Source organism: Promicromonospora vindobonensis (genome assembly GCF_042685865.1).
Taxonomy (GTDB): domain Bacteria; phylum Actinomycetota; class Actinomycetes; order Actinomycetales; family Cellulomonadaceae; genus Promicromonospora; species Promicromonospora vindobonensis.
In genome coordinates this window covers 2295790-2312254 of sequence record NZ_JBHUOG010000002.1, presented here as the reverse complement: position 1 = coordinate 2312254, position 16465 = coordinate 2295790, and the positions used below count along the sequence as shown (strand labels likewise).

The 16465-nt window shown below is 71.7% G+C and carries 16 protein-coding genes; 4 read left to right on the top strand and 12 right to left on the bottom strand.

Going from position 1 to position 16465, the window contains the following annotated elements; genetic code table 11:
• Positions 1 to 27 precede the first annotated feature (27 nt).
• Genes ACFS27_RS23605 through ACFS27_RS23595 form a run of 3 tightly spaced genes read right to left on the bottom strand, consistent with a single transcriptional unit; the run spans position 28 to position 2514 of the window.
• Positions 28 to 756 carry an aminotransferase class IV gene (locus tag ACFS27_RS23605; RefSeq protein WP_377188386.1) on the bottom strand — a complete coding sequence of 243 codons (729 nt, stop codon included), beginning with the start codon at positions 754 to 756 and terminating at the stop codon, positions 28 to 30.
• 16 nt (positions 757 to 772) lie between these two features.
• The gene (locus ACFS27_RS23600; protein WP_377188383.1) at positions 773 to 1417 is read right to left on the bottom strand and encodes a response regulator; all 645 of its coding nucleotides are present in this window, start codon (positions 1415 to 1417) and stop codon (positions 773 to 775) included.
• Complete coding sequence (locus tag ACFS27_RS23595; protein WP_377188380.1) at positions 1414 to 2514, bottom strand: sensor histidine kinase; 1101 nt, start codon at positions 2512 to 2514, stop codon at positions 1414 to 1416. Before ACFS27_RS23595 ends, ACFS27_RS23600 begins: the two co-directional genes overlap by 4 nt.
• A 128-nt stretch (positions 2515 to 2642) precedes the next feature.
• Here ACFS27_RS23595 and ACFS27_RS23590 point away from each other — a divergent pair, with 128 nt between their 5' ends.
• Together ACFS27_RS23590 and ACFS27_RS23585 are read left to right on the top strand one after the other, a co-directional pair.
• On the top strand, positions 2643 to 3380 hold the full coding sequence (locus tag ACFS27_RS23590) for an ABC transporter ATP-binding protein (RefSeq protein ID WP_377188377.1): 738 nt from the start codon (positions 2643 to 2645) through the stop codon (positions 3378 to 3380).
• Positions 3377 to 4144, top strand: a complete 768-nt coding sequence (locus ACFS27_RS23585; RefSeq protein WP_377188374.1) for an ABC transporter permease — start codon at positions 3377 to 3379, stop codon at positions 4142 to 4144. Before ACFS27_RS23590 ends, ACFS27_RS23585 begins: the two co-directional genes overlap by 4 nt.
• A gap of 7 nt (positions 4145 to 4151) precedes the next feature.
• On the opposite strand, the gene ACFS27_RS23580 is transcribed toward ACFS27_RS23585, so the two are convergent.
• Entirely contained in the window at positions 4152 to 5033 is an 882-nt protein-coding gene (locus ACFS27_RS23580) for a helix-turn-helix transcriptional regulator (RefSeq protein WP_377188372.1), read from the bottom strand.
• Between the two features lie 71 nt (positions 5034 to 5104).
• Positions 5105 to 6127, bottom strand: coding sequence for a zinc-dependent alcohol dehydrogenase family protein (locus ACFS27_RS23575; RefSeq protein ID WP_377188369.1), 1023 nt, complete (start codon positions 6125 to 6127; stop codon positions 5105 to 5107).
• 429 nt (positions 6128 to 6556) lie between these two features.
• Here ACFS27_RS23575 and ACFS27_RS23570 point away from each other — a divergent pair, with 429 nt between their 5' ends.
• Complete coding sequence (locus tag ACFS27_RS23570; RefSeq protein WP_377188366.1) at positions 6557 to 7570, top strand: AI-2E family transporter; 1014 nt, start codon at positions 6557 to 6559, stop codon at positions 7568 to 7570.
• 149 nt (positions 7571 to 7719) lie between these two features.
• On the opposite strand, the gene ACFS27_RS23565 is transcribed toward ACFS27_RS23570, so the two are convergent.
• The 7 genes from ACFS27_RS23565 to ACFS27_RS23535 all read right to left on the bottom strand — a co-directional run bounded on the left by ACFS27_RS23565 (position 7720) and on the right by ACFS27_RS23535 (position 15255).
• Positions 7720 to 8115, bottom strand: coding sequence for a type II toxin-antitoxin system VapC family toxin (locus tag ACFS27_RS23565; RefSeq protein ID WP_377188363.1), 396 nt, complete (start codon positions 8113 to 8115; stop codon positions 7720 to 7722).
• The gene (locus ACFS27_RS23560) at positions 8106 to 8330 is read right to left on the bottom strand and encodes a type II toxin-antitoxin system Phd/YefM family antitoxin (RefSeq protein ID WP_377188360.1); all 225 of its coding nucleotides are present in this window, start codon (positions 8328 to 8330) and stop codon (positions 8106 to 8108) included. Before ACFS27_RS23560 ends, ACFS27_RS23565 begins: the two co-directional genes overlap by 10 nt.
• Positions 8331 to 8446: 116 nt before the next feature.
• The gene (locus ACFS27_RS23555; protein ID WP_377188357.1) at positions 8447 to 9805 is read right to left on the bottom strand and encodes a glycoside hydrolase family 125 protein; all 1359 of its coding nucleotides are present in this window, start codon (positions 9803 to 9805) and stop codon (positions 8447 to 8449) included.
• A complete protein-coding gene (locus tag ACFS27_RS23550) occupies positions 9802 to 12123 on the bottom strand; it encodes a glycoside hydrolase family 3 protein (protein WP_377188354.1) in 2322 nt (773 codons plus the stop codon). Before ACFS27_RS23550 ends, ACFS27_RS23555 begins: the two co-directional genes overlap by 4 nt.
• Positions 12120 to 12971 (bottom strand): carbohydrate ABC transporter permease, encoded by an 852-nt coding sequence (locus ACFS27_RS23545; protein WP_377188351.1) that lies wholly within the window; start codon positions 12969 to 12971, stop codon positions 12120 to 12122. Before ACFS27_RS23545 ends, ACFS27_RS23550 begins: the two co-directional genes overlap by 4 nt.
• A gap of 32 nt (positions 12972 to 13003) precedes the next feature.
• Complete coding sequence (locus tag ACFS27_RS23540) at positions 13004 to 13942, bottom strand: carbohydrate ABC transporter permease (protein ID WP_377188348.1); 939 nt, start codon at positions 13940 to 13942, stop codon at positions 13004 to 13006.
• Between the two features lie 29 nt (positions 13943 to 13971).
• Positions 13972 to 15255: an ABC transporter substrate-binding protein gene (locus tag ACFS27_RS23535; RefSeq protein ID WP_377188345.1), complete on the bottom strand. Its 1284-nt coding sequence runs from the start codon at positions 15253 to 15255 to the stop codon at positions 13972 to 13974.
• 155 nt (positions 15256 to 15410) lie between these two features.
• Here ACFS27_RS23535 and ACFS27_RS23530 point away from each other — a divergent pair, with 155 nt between their 5' ends.
• A complete protein-coding gene (locus ACFS27_RS23530) occupies positions 15411 to 16442 on the top strand; it encodes a LacI family DNA-binding transcriptional regulator (RefSeq protein WP_377188342.1) in 1032 nt (343 codons plus the stop codon).
• Positions 16443 to 16465 lie beyond the last annotated feature (23 nt).

Here is a 16465-nt window from a genome sequence, read left to right as displayed (position 1 = left end):
CCGCGCCCGGCGGACGGGCCGGAGCTCCTAGACCTCGTCCCAAGGGACCGCGGCGAGGCGCTCGACGACGCCGCCGAGGAGCGGTCCGGCGTCGGGCAGCGTGACGTCATCGATCGACGCGACGGCGACGACGCCCAGCGAGTTGACCAGGAAGGCACCGGCGAACCCCGCGACGTCGTCGGACCGGACCTGCCGAGGGACCGACGGCGTCGTGGCCTCGACCAGCTGCATGGCGGTGCCGCGCAGGTGAGGAGCCTCCGGCCAGACGACGACGCCGTCCGGCTGGAGGAACCCGATGTTCGCGATCGACGACTCGGCGACGGCGCCGTCGGGTGCGGTGAGCAGGGCGTCGTGGTACCCGTCGAGCCGGGCCCGGCGGGCCCATTCCAGCTGCGCGAACCCGCCCAGGTGCTTGAGGTGGGCGAACGGCCGCAGGTAAGGGACCGACCGGAGCCGCTGCGGGGCCGCGGGCGGGTGGTGCGGGTCGCCGACGGACACCTGGACCTGCTCGGCGTCGCGCAGGATCACACGCACGGAGGCGTCGGTCGTCGCGGCCAGAGCGTGCCGCACCAGGTCACGCACCCGGTCGGCCGGCAGCGGCCGCCCGAACAGCTCGCGCTGTGCGGCGTCGAGCCGGTCCAGGTGGTTCGCCAGGCCCTGGACCCCGCCGCCGCGCACCTGCATGGCCGTGAAGTGGCCGTAGGTGCTGAACAGCTCCGTGGCCGTCGCCGGGCGTCCGTCGGTCTCGATGCGCACCCTGGGGACCATAGCGCTATCCCAGGATCCCCAGGTGGAGCGCCCTGAGCACGGCGTTGGTGCGGTCCCGGGCCGAGAGCTTGAGCAGGATGGTCGAGACGTGGTTCTTCACCGTGCCCTCGACCAGGGACAGCGCGCGAGAGATCTCGCGGTTGGTGTAGCCCTCCGCCATGAGCCGGAGCACCTCGAGCTCGCGCGCGGTCAGCCGCTGGACGGGTGGCACGTCGTCACCGGCGGCGGACGGGAGCGACCGGATCGCGCGCAGCATCCGGTCGGTGATCGACGGGGCGACCAGCGTCCCGCCGTCGGCCAGGGTGCGCACCGCCCGGGTGAGCTGCTCGACCGTCACGTCCTTGAGGAGGTACCCGCGCGCGCCGGCGCGCAGGGCGTCGAGCACGAGGGTGTCGTCGTCGAAGGTGGTGAGCACCAGCACCGGGATGTCGATGCCGAGCTCGCCGAGCCGGCGGAGCGTCCAGAGGCCGTCGTAGCGGGGCATCCGCAGGTCGAGCAGGATCACGTCCGGCGTCGTGTCGGCGACGACCTCCAGCGCGGCCTGGCCGTCGTCGGCCTCCCCGACGACGTCGACGTCGGCGATCTCCAGCAGCGTCCTGATGCCGTGCCGCACGAGGGTCTGGTCGTCGACGATCACCACCCTGGTCATGCCGGCACCGTCGCCGTGATCCGGAAGCCGTCGTCGCCGTCGAACCGCACGCCCCCGCCGAGCGCCTCGAACCGTTCGGTGAGGCCGCGCAGCCCGTTTCCGGGCACCAGCTCGCGGTACCCGCGGCCGTCGTCGACGGCGGTCAGGACGACGCCGTGCGGGCGTGCGGCCACCTCGATCCACAGCTCCTTGGCGTCGGCGTGCCGCAAGGTGTTGGTGGCGATCTCCTGCACCGCCCGCACGAGCGCTGCTGCCTGCTCCTCGTCGACCTGCACGTCGGGCTCGACGTCAACCGTCACCGCGAGGCCGGGCAGGTCGTTCACCACCTGGTGGAGTGCTCCGCTCAGGTCCGACGACGCCGTCCGCAGCTCGCTCACCGTCAGGCGCACGTCGGCGAGGAGGTCACGGGCAACCCGGTTCGCACGCTCCACGTGCTCGCGCGCCTGTTCGCCCTCGCGGTGCCGTGCTGCCTCCAGCTCCAGCGTGAGCACGGTGAGCTGGTGGCCGATGAGGTCGTGGAGGTCGCGCGAGATCCGGAGCCGCTCCGCGGTGCGGGCCGACTCCGACAGGAGCACTGACGCCGCGCGCAGGTCGATGTGCGCCTGGCCCAGCTCCCGGCGCAGCCGCTGTTCGCGGATGAGGGTCGACGAGCTCAGCATGCTCGCCACCTGGATCAGCAGGTAGAAGCCGAGGGTGATCAGGGTGTCGAGGGACTCTCGGTTCCCGAAAGCCATGAAGAGCGCGAGGACCGCGGTGTTGAGGCCGACGACGACGAACCCCGCCCAGAGCGGTACGACGTAGACGCTCACGGCAGCGATGATGACCAGCACGACCGGCAGGAGGCCCATGTGCGGGACGGTCAGCACCACCGCCCAGGAGGCCACGACCGCCGTGGCGAACAGGCAGTTCCGGAGCAGGTCCGACGGTTCGCGGACGATGGCGAGCAGCAGCGCGACGAACAGGACCACGAACAGCGCGATCCACCAGGGCCGCGGGATGATCGGGTCCACCGCCCCGAACAGCGCTGGTCCGCCCACCGCGACCGCCACGGCCAGCATCACCAGTGCCGACCACTCGTCCGTCCCCAGCCGCCGCATGTGAGCCACCCTATGGGCCCGGTGCCGGCCCTGCCGGTGCCGAAAGTCATGGATCACATCCCTGACCATCGGCACGCGCGGGCGCCGGTGCCTCGCACATAGCGTCGCTTGACATGAGCAGTCGAGACATGAGCAGTCGAGAACCGGCGATCCACGCCGAGCACCTCCACAAACGCTATGGCGACAAGACAGCGGTCGACGACGTGAGCCTGCGGATCGACCCCGGCGAGGTGTTCGGCATCCTCGGCACCAACGGTGCGGGCAAGACCACCACCGTCGAGATGATCGCGGGACTGCGCAAGCCCGACGGCGGGCGCGTCACGCTCCTGGGCCTCGACCCGCAGCGCGACCGCGGCAAGGTGCGCCAGGTGCTGGGCGTCCAGCTGCAGCAGGCCTACCTGCACGGCGCGCTCACGGTGGCGGAGCTGACGGGCCTCTACCGCAGTTTCTACCCGGACCCGCGCCCGTCCGGTGAGCTCCTCGAGCTGGTCGGCCTGGAGGAGAAGCGCGGTGTGCGCTTCGAGAAGCTGTCCGGCGGGCAGCAGCAGCGGCTCTCGATCGCACTGGCCCTCGCCGGACGCCCCCGCGTACTGATCCTGGACGAGCTCACCACGGGCCTCGATCCCCGGGCCCGGCGGCAGATGTGGGCGACGATCGAGCACCTCCGCGACGAGGGCGTCACCATCGTGCTCGTCAGTCATGCGATGGAGGAGGTCGAGCGGCTCTGCGACCGTGTAGCCCTTCTCGACGCCGGGCGCGTGCTCGCCGTCGAACCGCCGGCCGGCCTGGTCGCGCTGGCGGGCGCGCAGAACCTCGACGACGCGTTCGTCGCCCTCACCGGAAAGCAGCTGGAGGAAGCCGAATGAGCACCGTGATCGAAGCCCGCCGACCAGGCGTCAGCGCCTGGCTGACCCTCGTCGTGTGCGAGGCCAAGATGGTCGTGCGGGACACCTCCGGGCTGGTGGTGCCGATCCTCCTGCCCCTGCTGATCCTGGTGATGAGCGCCCGGTCGGCCGGCGACCAGGTGGTGGTCGCCGGGCTCACCGCCCTCGAGGTCTACGTCCTGCCGCTGGTGCTGACCATGGTCCTTGCCACCATCGGCATCATCAACATGCCCAGCTTCCTCGCCTACTACCGGCGTTCCGGCATCCTGCGCCGCCTCGCGGTGACCCCGGCCTCGCCGGCCATGGTCCTGGTCGCCCAGGTCGTCGTGAGCGTGCTGCAGGCCCTCGTCGGGCTCGCGGGAGCGCTGGCCGTGGCGTTCCTCGCCTTCGACGCGCGTCCCCCGGTGGACCTCGGGGCCGCCTTCGCGGTCTACGGGCTCGCGATGGCGGCGATGTACGCCGTCGGCATGATCGTCGCCGCCGTCGCGCCGACCCCGAACTCCGCGGTGGCGATCGGGCTCATCACCTTCTTCGCCCTCGGTGCCCTCGGCGGCATGTTCGGCGGCCCCGGCAGCCTGCCCGACGCCGTCGCGGCGGTCGGTGAACGGTTGCCCTTCGGAGCCGCCGTCGCGGCGCTGTCCGCCGCCTGGGTCGGCGCCGCGGTCGATCCGGCCCACCTCATCAGTCTCGGTGTCGCGACCGTCATCGGAGTCGTGACGGCGGCCCTGCTGTTCCGCTGGGACTGACGGACGGTCAGCCGTTCACCGGGTTCGCGACGGGGGAGCGCTCGGCCTCCTGGGTGGTGGCCCAGCTGGCCAGCAGCGCGAACTTCTCCGCGGAGTCGGTGTTCGGTGGCGGGCTGTAGGTGACGATCTGCAGCCCCGCCTCCCCGGGCATCGCGAACACGTCGAAAGCGACGGTGATCGGCCCGACCTCGGGGTGGCGGAACGACTTGACCCCGGTGCGGTGCTCGTGGACGTCGTGCCCTGCCCAGTCCTCGCGGAACTGCGGGCTGCGGGTGGACAGCTCGCCGATCAGGGCGGTGAGCTCCTGGTTGAGCGGGTCGCGACCGGCCTCCAGGCGCATGATCGCCGCGGCGGTGCGCCGCGCCTCTGGCCAGTCGACGTAGTAGTCCCTGGCTCGGCTGTCGAGAAAGATGAACCGGGCGATGTTCGGTGTGCCGTCGGTGTCGAAGTGCGGGGCGTACAGGGCCCGGCCCATGAGGTTCGCCGCGACGAGGTCCTGGTTGGAGTTGTGCACGATCGCGGGGACGGTCATGTTGTCGAGCACGCGCTGCACCGAGGTCCGTACGGACTGCGCGACGGGCTTGCGGTCACGTGCGGCGGCGGAGGCGGGCGCGGTGCGGGCCAGGTCGAAGAGGTACTCGCGCTCGGCGTCGTTCAGCTGGAGGGCCCGGGCGATGGCGCCCAGCACGCTCTCGGACGCCCCGCGGATGTTCCCGCGCTCCAGCCGGGTGTAGTAGTCGAGGCTCACGCCGGCGAGCATCGCGACCTCCTCGCGGCGCAGCCCTGGCACGCGGCGCTCCCCGCCGAAGTCGGGGATGCCTGCCTGCTGCGGGGTGACGTTCGCACGGCGGGAGACCAGGAACTCCCGCACCTCGTCCTTGGTGCTCATGGCTTCAACGATAGATTCGCGCGCGCTGGGGCGGGAGGTTCCGGCGCAACCCCCCACCCGCAGCGGTCGGCTCACAGCGTGAGCAGCACCTTCGTGGCGCGCCGCTCGTCCATCGCCTTGTAGCCCTCTGCCGCCTGGTCGAGCGGCAGGGTCAGGTCGAAGACCTTGCCCGGGTCGATGGTGCGGTCCCAGATGAGCTGGATCAGCTCGGGCAGGAACCGGCGCACCGGGGCGGGGCCGCCGTGCAGGTGCACGCCGGTGAAGAACAGGTCCAGCCCGTTGAGCTCCACGCCGTGCGTGACGCCGACATAGCCGACATAGCCGCCGGGCCGGGAGGAGCGGATCGCCTGCCACATCGACTCCTCGGTGCCCACCGCCTCGACGACGCCGTGGGCGCCGTACCCGCCGGTGAGCTCCTTGACCCTCGCGGCTCCGGCGTCGCCACGCTCCTCGATGATGTCGGTGGCGCCGAACTCGCGGGCCAGTGCCTGCCGCTCGGGGTGACGGCTGAACGCGATGATGCGCTCCGCGCCGAGCTGCTTGGCGGCCAGGACCGCCGAGAGGCCCACGGCGCCGTCGCCGACCACCGCGACGGTCTTGCCGGGACCGGCCTCGGCGGCCACCGCGGCGAACCAGCCGGTGCCCAGCACGTCGGAGGCGGCCAGCAGCGACGGGATCAGGTCCTCGTCGGGTGTGCCCGGCGTGGCGACGAGGGTGCCGTCGGCCAGCGGGATGCGGGCGAGCTCGGCCTGAGTGCCCACCGATCCCATCATCACGTTGTGGATGCAGCGGGACTGGTAGCCCGCCTGGCAGATCTCACAGGTGTTGTCGGAGGCCACGAACGAGCCGACGACGTAGTCGCCGACCTTGATGTTCCGCACGTCGTCACCGACCTGCTCGACGATGCCGATGTACTCGTGGCCCATCGGGGTGGGGCCGTCCAGCGCCTCGACCCCGCGGTACGGCCAGAGGTCCGACCCGCAGATGCACGAGGCGGTCACCCGGATGACGGCGTCGGTCGGCTCGACGATCTTCGCGTCCTCGCGCTCCTCGACGCGGACGTCGCCGGGCGCGTACATGACAACTCCACGCATGGGTGCCTCTCCTTGCTTCATGCCCGTGCCGAGCGGTGCGGCACGGGCTCAGTGCTCTTGTCGGAACCATCCAACGCCCGCCCGCCGAGTGGGAGGCCCGGGCAGAACCCCTCAGTCGCCCGACAGGGGCCGGCAGGTCGCGAGACATTGAATCCGGCCCTGAACCTGTCGGCCATACGGCGACAAGCGGGCCGCCTTCCGGAAGGCTGTGGTGCGCCAGGTGTTGACCACGGACACCTGGGACCCGAATGGAGCGCAATGGCCCGCTTGCCGCAACGCCCCGCCGTGCCGCGACCGCCGAGAGCACGGAAGCCGCGAGCCGCACACGACCCTGCCACGTCCGTAGGGCCGCAGCGGGCTGTTCGCCTTCCCGCCGGGGGAAAGGCCGGCGCGGTCATCGGTCTACCGGCGCGCCCGTTCGGCTACGCCATGCTCGCCACCCTCGGCGTCGGTGCAGGCCTTGCGGTGCTGGGTGCGCTGGCCGCCGTGGCAACGGTCCTCGTGTACGTGGGGCTCGCCCTGTTCCTGGCCCTGGCCCTGGAGCCCGCGATCCGGTACCTCACCTCGCGAGGCCTGCCGCGGTGGGCGGCCGCGACGGTCGCGATCGTCGGATCCGCGATCGTGATCGCGCTCGTCGTCGTCGCGGTGCTGCCGTTGGCCGCCCAGCAGGTCGGGATCTTCGGCGCCCAGCTGGTGGATACGCTGCGCGACCTTCCCGACCAGGCCTGGTACGTCTGGACCACCGACAACCTGGTCGCACTCGACCTGAACGGCTTGCTGTCGTCGCTGACCGGGCTGCTCACCGACCCCCGGCAGCTGACGGCGATCGCCGGCGGCGTGCTGCAGGTCGGCACCGGGCTGGTCAACGGCGTGACCGCGATCATCATCGTCACGGCTCTGACGATCTATTTCGCCGTCACGCTGCCGACCATGGTCTCCGCCGTCCTGCGGCTCGTGCCGGGGTCCCGGCGGCTGGAAACCGGATCACTCCTGAACGAGGTGCTGGACTCCGTGGGCCGCTACGTCTCCGGCCAGCTGCTCCTTGCGACCATCAACGCCACGTTCACCCTGCTGCTGACGGTGTTCGCGGGCAGTCCCGCGCCGATCCTCCTCGCCGTCATCGCGTTCATCGCGGCCCTCATACCCGTCGTCGGGACGGTCATCGGCTCCACCCTCGTCGTGCTCGCGACGTTGACGGTGAGCCCGGTCGGGGCGATCGTCGTCGCGGCCTTCCTGCTGGTCTACATGCAGGTCGAGGCGTACGTCCTGGCACCGCGGGTGATGAGCCGCGCCGTGGCGCTGCCCGGCGTGCTCGTCATCGTGGCGGCCCTTGCGGGAGCGTCGCTGGGCGGGATCCTCGGCGCGCTCGTCGCCGTCCCGGTGGCGGCGGCGGGCCTGCTCGTGATCAACCGGGTGGTCATCCCGTACCAGGACGCGCTCTAGGCGCGGGCAAGCCGTCCGGCCAGCCGCGACGGGGTAGTGCGGCTCGATAGGATCCAGGCGATCGACAGGGTGAAAGACCACGATGACTCGGGAGCCTCACGCCGTTCGAGCCGAGGAACTAGACACACCAGCGTCGTGCGCTACTGGGTCTACCAGGCAGTGCGGACCGCTGGGAGGGTGTCGAACGCGACGTCCCTGGTCACGAGGACCACGTTCTCGACGATTGCCTGGGCGGCGAGCAAGCGGTCGAACGGATCTCGATGGGTCCAGGGCATCGATCCGGCATGCAGGGCGTGTGCGGTGGTGAGGTCCAGTGACTCCGCATCGATGTCGTCTACCCGGCGTTCCCACGTACTGACCAGGGAGCCGGCCTCGTCGAACTTGCCGAGCCGGACCTTGGTCGCGACCTCCATCGCAGACACTGCTGAGACAAGGAGCCGGTTCGCAGTGGATCCGAGCTCGGTTCGCAGTGGTTCGTCGATCCGGTCGGGTGAGCCGAGCAGCCACACGAACGCATGGGTGTCGAGGAGGTAGGTCACTCCCATGCGGCGAGCTCCTCCTCGTCGATCGGCTCGAAGAAGAACCCGTCCGGGATGGCGACCGGCACGGTACCGAACGTGCGCTGAGCAACGGGCTCCACCGGGATCAGGCGGACAGCGGGCTTCCCGGAGCGTGCGACAACGACCTCTTCGCCGTGCTGGGCACGAGAGATCAGCCGGGAGAGATGGGTCTTTGCTTCCTGAACGTTCACGACGGTCATACGTTCATGGTCGCGTAGCAAGTTGGTCTGGTCAAGATGACCAGACCAACCGGTCGCGGTGGCTCCAGACCACCTGGCACCCAGCGAATCACCTGCCGGTGCCCCGACGAGCGGCCTCAGGCGCCGCTGACCCCGCGCTCCCGGCCGACGTCGGCCGCCTCGTCCGCGACGGCGAGCGCGAGCTCGCAGAACATCGAGTCGGCCCACGAGAACCACGGGCGCGAGAATGCCGTCGGGTCCGACGCGTCGAACGCCTCGTGCATGCGCCCGGTGCCCCCGTCGGTCCGCGCGAGGAGGTCCAGGACGCGGACGCGGTCCTCGGGCGTGCCGGTGAGCGCCTCGACCGCGAGCGCGATCGGCCAGACGCGGCCCGGCAGGGTGTGCGGGCTACCGACGCCGCTCGCCGCCGTTCCGCTGAAGTAGTACGGGTTGGCGGGGCTCAGCACGACGTCGCGGGTCTCGCGCCACACGGCCTCGTCGAACACGTCGGGCGCGATGAGCGGGAGCGACAGCAGCGAGGGCGTGTTCGCGTCGTCCATGCACAGCACGCCGCCGAGCCCGTCGACCTCGTAGGCGTAGATGCGCCCACGGCCTGGCGCCGCACCGTCCCTGGCCCCGTCGCTCGTGGGACCGGAGGGCGCGTCCACGACGCCGAACTTCTTGACCCCTGCGACCAGCTCGCGGGAGAGCGCCCGGGCGTCGGCGGCCAGCGCGGCGTCGTCGAGCACCTCTGTGGCGATGTCGCCGATCGCGAGCAGCGCCTGCGCGGCGAAGAGGTTCGCCGGGACGTTGTAGCCGTAGGTGCAGGCGTCGTCGGAGGGACGGAACCCGCTCCACGTCATGCCCGTCCGGCCGACGGCGGTGCCCCGGCCGTCGCGTGCGAGCGTCTCGGTCGGGATGTCGGTGTCGCGCTGGAACCGGTAGGCGGACGTGTCGTGGTCCTGCTCGACCCGCAGCTGCCGGGTGATCGTCCGCAGCACCCGGTGGGCGCACTTGTCGAAGACGTCGGTGCGGCCCGTCGCACGCCAGAGGGTGTGCGCGAGCGTGACGGGGTAAGCGAGGCTGTCGATCTCGTACTTCTGCTCCCAGACGTGCGGGTCGTCGCAGACGTCGTCGGGCGCGTAGTGGGCACCGGTCGGTCCGTCGTTGAAGGCGTTCGCGTACGGGTCGTGGTCGAGGCAGGCGAGCTGACGCCGCACGACCGCTGCGACCAGGTCGGCGAGCGGCGGGCACGAGCCGATGAAGCGCAGGTACGGCGTCAGCTGGGTGGTCGAGTCGCGCATCCACATGGCGGGGATGTCGCCGGTGATGACGAACGCGGTGCCGTCCTCGCCGAGGGTGATCGTGTCGGTCAGGGTGCGCAGCAGCGCGTCCTCGACCAGGTCGCCCACGCGCGTGCCCGACGCGGCGCGCACGCGGTCGGCGGCCTCCCGGAGCGTCGTCGTGATCGTGGGGTCCAGGAGGGTGGGCGTCATCGCTCCCATGGGGTGGTGCCTCTCTCGTCGACGACTCGGACCGACAGCGCGTCGGCGGGCGGGTCCGCCTCCGGCGTGCACCAGACGCTGACCAGGACGGGCGTGGCGACCGGCTCGCCCGTCGCCCACGATCCGAGCTCGTCGAGGCCGAGCTCGAACGGGATCGTGCTGGTGCTGCCCGCAGGGACGGTCGCCCGCTGCACCGCGAGGAGCTGACGCCGTCGCGGCCGGACACCCGGCTCGTGCCGGCGACCATACAACGGTACGGACAGGGAGACGTCGTCGGCGGTGGCGTTGGTGACCGCGACCGCGAGGTGCGCGACGGCGCCGCCTCCTCCCGAGCCTGTCGAGGGGCGCCGCCCGGGGCTCGTCGACGGCTCGGCCAGCGTGGCGGCGCCGACCGACGGAGCCGCCCCGACCAGCCGGACGGTCACGCCGTCGACCTGCGCGGTGCCGAAACGGAGCGCCTGCCCCACCTCGGCGTCGACATAGCCGCGCGCCGTCTCAAGCCGCTCGTCGTGCGCGACGGGCAGGACGCCGTCGGCCGCAGGGAACGTCGCAGGTAGCCGGCCGGAGGCCGCGCCGTCGCAGAGCGCGGCGGCGACCGCCTCACCACCGCGCGGTCCGGGGAACGGCACCACGACCAGCGCGTCGACGAGCGTGCGCAGCTCGGAGAGGACTCGTGGCCGGCCGTCCACCACCACGCCGATCACGGGCGTACCCGACTCCCGCGCGGCCCGGACCACCGCGAGCTGCGCCGCGGCGATCGCCACGGACGACAGGTCGACGCCCTCACCGTTCGTCGTGTCGCTCGCCGGACCCTTGACCGCGCCGTTGTCGGCGAACTCGTCCTCGTAGGTGCGCCGGCTGGACCCGCCGAGCACCGCGACGCACACGTTCGCTCCCGAGCAGGCGGCCCGCACGTCGTCGAGGGCGCCGGGGTCGTCCAGCGGTCCACGAAGGTCGCTGCCCCGGGCGTAGCGAACGCTGTCCGCGCCGAACCGCGCGACGAGTGCGGAGCGCACGGTCGAGGCACCGGCGTCCGGGACGGGCCGCGGCGGCGTGTAGTCGCCGAGCTGCGCCTCGAGGTCATCGGCATTCGGGCCGACGACGGCGAGCGTCGCGCCGGCGCGCAGGGGCAGCAGGCCGCCGTCGTCGACGAGCACCACCGCCTGCCGGGCGGCGCGGTCCGCGAGCGCCACGACGTCGCGCTCCACGGGGACGCCCGCCACGGGCTCGCCGAACAGGCCCAGCCGGCACTTGAGGGCGAGGACGCGGTCGGCGGCCCGGTCGAGCGTGGCCTCGGCGACGAGGCCACGGTCGATCGCCTCGTCCAGGTGGGTGAACGCCTCGTCCCAGAGACTGAGGTCGACGCCGGCGCGCAGGGCCAGGGCTGCGGCGGTGGCGGGGTCGGGCGAGCTGTCGCGCAGCCGGTCGATGGCGGTGCCGTCGGCCATGACGATGCCGTCCCACCCCCACTGCTCGCGGATCGTTCCCGTGAGCAGGGCCTCGTTCGCGCTGCAGGGTATGCCGTCGACGTCGTTGTAGGCCGCCATGTACCCCGCGACGCCGACGCGCGCGGCCGCGTGGGCGGGACGCAGGTGCGTCTCGCCCAGCTCGCGCCGGCCGACGGGCGCCCCCGACCCGTTGCGGCCGCCGATGCCTGCGCCCTGGGCCGCGAGGTGCTTGGCGACGACCGCCACGTGCTGCGTGTCGATGGGGTCGCGCACCGACGTCGTGCCCTGCATGCCGCGCACCGTCGCCGCGACGAGCAGCGCGGCAAGGGCAGGGTCTTCCGAGAAGCACTCCTCCGCGCGTCCCCACCTCGGGTCACGCAGCACGTCGAGGCCGGAGACGAGAGCGACGTGGGTACCGCGGGCGCGTGCCTCTGCGGCCACCGCGGCGCCCAGCTCCTCGGTGAGCGCCGCGTCCATGCCCGCACCGAGCGCGAGGTTCACGGGCACGGTCGTCCCGCCGAGCGCCATGAGCCCGTGCGGTGCCTCCTCGACGAACAGCACGGGGATCCCGTCGCCGTACGCCGTCACGTGGTCCTGGACGGCGGCGTACGCCTCGGCGCTGCGCTCCGGCGGGATGCCGTTGCCCCAGTGCACCGCTGACCAGGGGTCCGCGCGCAGGACGCCGTAGATCGCGCCGAGGCCGCCCCAGCGGTCGACCTCGCGCCGCAGCACGTCGGTGACGCGAGGCGCGCCGTCGACCCAGCGCACCGCCTCCCAGCCCTTGAGCCGCTGGTTGACCTGGCCGATACGCGTGGCGCGGGGGAGCGAGGCGGCCCCGGCCGCCGGGCGGGTGGGCGTCATCCCTTGACCGCTCCGGAGAGCAGGGCACGCTGCATCTGGCGCTGCAGGACCGTGTAGACGAGGTACACCGGCAGCAGGGTCACCAGGGTGCCTGCCATGAGCACGCCGTAGTCGGTGCCCGCGTCGACCTTGAGCGTCGGGAGCGCCACCTGGATCGTGCGCTGGGCGGTGTCCGGGCCGATGAGGATCAGCGGGTACAGGTAGGCGTTCCAGAACGAGAGGAAGTTGAGGAGCACCACCGTGGCGATCCCCGGGACGCAGATCGGCAGGTAGACCTGCCGGAGGACCTGCAGCGAGGACGCGCCGTCCATCGAGGCGGCCTCCTCGAGCTCGCGCGGGATGGTCCGCATGAACGACGTGAGGATGATGACCGAGAGCGGCAGCGCGGTCGCGGGCAGGAGGAACACGATGAACGTGCGCGTGTGGAAGAGGCCGAGCGCCGCGGCGAGCAGGAACGTCGGGAACAGCGCGGCGAACGACGGGATGAGGAAGCCGAGCGCGAAGACGCTCTCGACGATCTTGCCGAGCCGGCCGGTGGCCCGGGCGAGGGCGAACGCGGCGGGCAGGGCGAGCAGCAGCGTGAGGACGAGCGCGCCGACGGTGGTCAGCGCGGAGTTCGCCACCGCGAGGCCGAGGTCCGCCTGGTGGATCGCCGTCGTGAAGTTGGACAGGTCGATGCTGCTCGGTAGGGCGAGCGGGGACTCGAAGATCTCCTCGTTCGTCTTGAACGACGAGACGATGAAGTAGTAGAAGGGGACGACGAGCAGCGCGGCGTAGATCCAGGCGAGCGTTCCGCTCGTGATCGAGCCGATGCGGTCGCGCAGGGGAAGGGCGGTGCGCTGAGCCATGGGTGGCCTCCTGGGCGGTTCGAGATCGGGGATCAGTGCGTGGCGCGGAGCGTGCGGCGGATCGCCCACATCCCCACGAGCCCGATCACGAAGAGGATGACGCCGACGGCCTGGCTGTAGCCGAGGTCCGCCTCGACGAATGCTTTGCGGTAGATGAGGTAGGCGAGCGTCGTGGTCGCGTTCTCCGGCCCGCCCTGCGTGAGCAGCAGGACGGTCTGCGCCGAGTTGAAGAGCATCGACAGGAACTGCAGCATCGCGACGACGCCGATGAAGTCGCGGGCGATCGGCCAGTACATCCGCCAGGCGAGGCGCCAGTCGTCGGCGCCGTCGAGGCGCGCTGCCTGCACGACCTCCTGCTCGACCCCGTCGAGGCGCGACGCGATGAGCACCGCCGAGTACCCGATGCCGCTCCACAGCTCGACGGCGATGATGGCGCCCAGCGCGGTGGTCGGGTCGGCCAGCCACTCGTTGCCCTCGAGGCCGAGCGGCCGGAGCGCGCCGTTGACCAGCCCGTCGGGGTTGAGCATCGCGTAGAACACCATCGCCGTCGCGGGGGCGGAGATGAGGGCGGGGATGAACAGCAGGTACCGCAGCAGGCGGTGGCCGCGCGGCTTCTGCACGACATAGAACGCCAGGAGGAAGGCGACGCCGATCATGATCGGCAGGCCGACGACGATCTGGATCGCGGAGTTGGTGGTCGCGGCCCAGAACGTCTCGTCCGCGAAGACACGGGCGAAGTTGTCGAGGCCGGCGGGCTCGGGGGTGGCGAGCATGCCCGGCCACGAGAGGAACGCGATGGCGAACATCGCGACCACCGGGCCGATCATGAAGATCGCGTACCAGATGAGGGCGGGCAGGGCGAGGCCGGGGAAGCGGTCGCGCACCGACCCGTGACGGCGGGGCCTGGCCACGGCGTCGGGCGGGCCGGCGTCGGGGGCGTCGCGGGGGCCTGCGTCGAGGAGGGCGGTCATGGTGGTGGGTCCTTTCCCAGCTCGAACGGTCAGGCCGCCTGGTAGGAGTGCTCGAACGCGTCGATGATCCGCTCTGCCGACGCCGACCCGTAGGCCAGCGCCGTCGCCTGGATCATCGGCTCGAACACGGCGTCGGGGATGAGCAGGTCCGGCAGCATCACGGCGGACACCTCGGTGTCCGTCAGCTGCGACGCCTGGGCGACGAGCGGGAAGTCCGTGCTGACGGTGTCGGTGACGCGGCTCATGTCGCGCCCGGACTCGAGGATGAATCTGTCCGTGACCTGCTCGCTGTACAGGTGCTGCACGAACGGCTTGATGAGGTCGAGCTTCTCGAGGCCGTTGCGGCTGATCCAGATCCCGTGGCCGTTGTAGCTCTTGATGACGCTCGGGTGGTCGAGCACGCCGCCGCTCGACGGCCGGGGCCAGCCGCCCACGGTGACCTCTGCCGCACGCTCGGCGGGGACGAGGGCGAGGGCCGACGACATCGCGGGCACGATGGCGGCCTTCCGGGTGTTGAACTGGGTGAGCTCCGAGTCGGACGTGTAGCCCTGGACGTTGTCCACGAAGACCCCGGCGTCGCGCAGCTCGACGAAGTGCTCGACGCCCGCGATCGCGCCGGGGCTCTCGGAGATCTTCCCCGTCGAGAAGACGGTGCGCGCCTCGTCCTGCGTGAGGAAGCCCTGCAGGATCTGCAGGAACATCTTCTGGCCGCTCCAGTCCGAGCCGCCGACGGTGACCGGGCCGATGCCCTGGGAACGCAGGGCGTCCGCGGCGGCGATGAGCTCGTCCGACGTCGTCGGGATGCCGACGCCTGCCTCCTCGAGCAGCCTGGTGTTGAACGAGACGGGCCAGTTCGTCCGCGTGAACGGGAAGGCCCGCAGCCGGCCCTCCTCGTCCGTCCACTCCTGGAGCGCCTCGGGAATGATGAGGTCGCGCAGGCCCCAGTCGTCGACGTAGTCGCCGACGGGCACCGTGGCGCCCTCCGGCGTCCAGGCGAGCGTCCGGCCCATCATGTTGACGATCGCGACGTCCGCCTCCTTGCCCGCGAGGGTGCTCGTCTCGAAGACGATGGGCAGGTCGGACCCGTTCTTCAGCAGGGCGACCTTGCGGGCGGTGTCCCGCTGGTACGCCGCGACGACGTCCGAGAACGTCTGGGCCCCGGCGACCGCGCCGCTGATCTGGGTGTGCACGGTCAGCGCGCTCGGGCCGCTGGACGCGGGCACGAGCGCCCCGCAGCCCGCGAGGAGAGGCGTGACGATCCCGCCGCTGAGTGCTGCGGCCAGCAACGTGCGCCTGCTGATGCCGTCTGTCACGGGGCCTCCTGGAACTGTCGATCTGGAACGACGGTGTGTCGATCGAGGCGGCGGGGCACGTCCGCGTGCCGAGCCTTGTAAAGCGGTACACAATGTGACTGGCGGTGAATGTATACCGCTTTACTTTGGGGGGTCAACCCCCTAGTCTCATGGCCGTGACCGAAACGCCCCCGAAACGAGCAACGATCGCCGCCGTCGCGCGCCGCGCAGGCGTGTCCCCCTCTGCGGTGTCGCACGTCTTCAACGGTCGGCCGAACGTCTCGGCGGCCACCGCCGCGCGGATCCGGCAGGCGGCCGACGAGCTCAACTGGCGCCCCAACTACGCGAGCCGCAAGGTCTCGGGTCGTGGCGGCCGGAGCCTCGGCCTGGTGATCGCCCGCGCGAGCGACACCTTCGGCCGCGACCCCTTCTTCATGCGGCTGGTCGCTGGGCTCACCGAGCCGCTCGCGGAGATCGGCTGGTCGCTCTCGCTCACGCTCGTGCGGGTCGACGACGAGGCCCGCGTCTACCGCGAGTGGTGGGCGGAACAGCGGGTCGACGCGTTCCTGCTCGTCGACGTCCGGGCGGACGACCCGCGGCTCGACCTGATCGGCCGGCTCGCCGCGCCCGCCGTGGTGCTCGGCGCGCCCATCGACGCGACGGTGCCCGCCGTGACGGTGCGCGACGACGCCGCCTTCGAGGCAGTGCTCGCTCACCTCGCCGAGCTCGGCCACCGCCGCGTCGCCCGCGTCAACGACGCGCCCAACCTCGCCCACACCCGTGCCCGTGACGCGCGCTTCGCGACGGCCGCCGCCGGGCACGGCATCGAGCCGTCCTACGCCGTGTGGGACGCCGAGGCGGAGGACCCCGTGGCCGACCTCCTGGGTCGGATCGGCCCCGTGACGGCGATCATCGTCGACAGCGAGGTCATGGCGGCGGAGATCGTCGCCCACGCCCCCGAGATCGGGGTCAGCATCCCGGAGCGGCTCTCGGTGGTCGCCTGGGAGGACTCCTGGGTCTCGACCCTCGTGCGTCCCCGCCTGACCGCGCTCGACGCGCCGGTCGAGGAGAGCGCGCGCACCGCCGTCGGCCTCCTGGAGCGCCTGGTGCGCGGCGATGGCGTCACGTCGCAGACGGTAGGCGGCCGCCGCCTCATGATCCGCGACTCGACCTCGACGGCCCCATCGGTCGTCCACGGCCAAGACTGAGCACTGCACACGGAATTGAGAGC

Bases quoted from the DNA above. Each gene is read 5' to 3' on its own strand.
- ACFS27_RS23600 (WP_377188383.1), bottom strand. From the start codon at position 1,417: ATGACCAGGGTGGTGATCGTCGACGACCAGACCCTCGTGCGGCACGGC.
- ACFS27_RS23595 (WP_377188380.1), bottom strand. From the start codon at position 2,514: ATGCGGCGGCTGGGGACGGACGAGTGGTCGGCACTGGTGATGCTGGCC.
- ACFS27_RS23590 (WP_377188377.1), top strand. From the start codon at position 2,643: ATGAGCAGTCGAGAACCGGCGATCCACGCCGAGCACCTCCACAAACGC.
- ACFS27_RS23585 (WP_377188374.1), top strand. From the start codon at position 3,377: ATGAGCACCGTGATCGAAGCCCGCCGACCAGGCGTCAGCGCCTGGCTG.
- ACFS27_RS23580 (WP_377188372.1), bottom strand. From the start codon at position 5,033: ATGAGCACCAAGGACGAGGTGCGGGAGTTCCTGGTCTCCCGCCGTGCG.
- ACFS27_RS23575 (WP_377188369.1), bottom strand. From the start codon at position 6,127: ATGCGTGGAGTTGTCATGTACGCGCCCGGCGACGTCCGCGTCGAGGAG.
- ACFS27_RS23570 (WP_377188366.1), top strand. From the start codon at position 6,557: ATGCTCGCCACCCTCGGCGTCGGTGCAGGCCTTGCGGTGCTGGGTGCG.
- ACFS27_RS23565 (WP_377188363.1), bottom strand. From the start codon at position 8,115: ATGGGAGTGACCTACCTCCTCGACACCCATGCGTTCGTGTGGCTGCTC.
- ACFS27_RS23560 (WP_377188360.1), bottom strand. From the start codon at position 8,330: ATGACCGTCGTGAACGTTCAGGAAGCAAAGACCCATCTCTCCCGGCTG.
- ACFS27_RS23555 (WP_377188357.1), bottom strand. From the start codon at position 9,805: ATGACGCCCACCCTCCTGGACCCCACGATCACGACGACGCTCCGGGAG.
- ACFS27_RS23550 (WP_377188354.1), bottom strand. From the start codon at position 12,123: ATGACGCCCACCCGCCCGGCGGCCGGGGCCGCCTCGCTCCCCCGCGCC.
- ACFS27_RS23545 (WP_377188351.1), bottom strand. From the start codon at position 12,971: ATGGCTCAGCGCACCGCCCTTCCCCTGCGCGACCGCATCGGCTCGATC.
- ACFS27_RS23540 (WP_377188348.1), bottom strand. From the start codon at position 13,942: ATGACCGCCCTCCTCGACGCAGGCCCCCGCGACGCCCCCGACGCCGGC.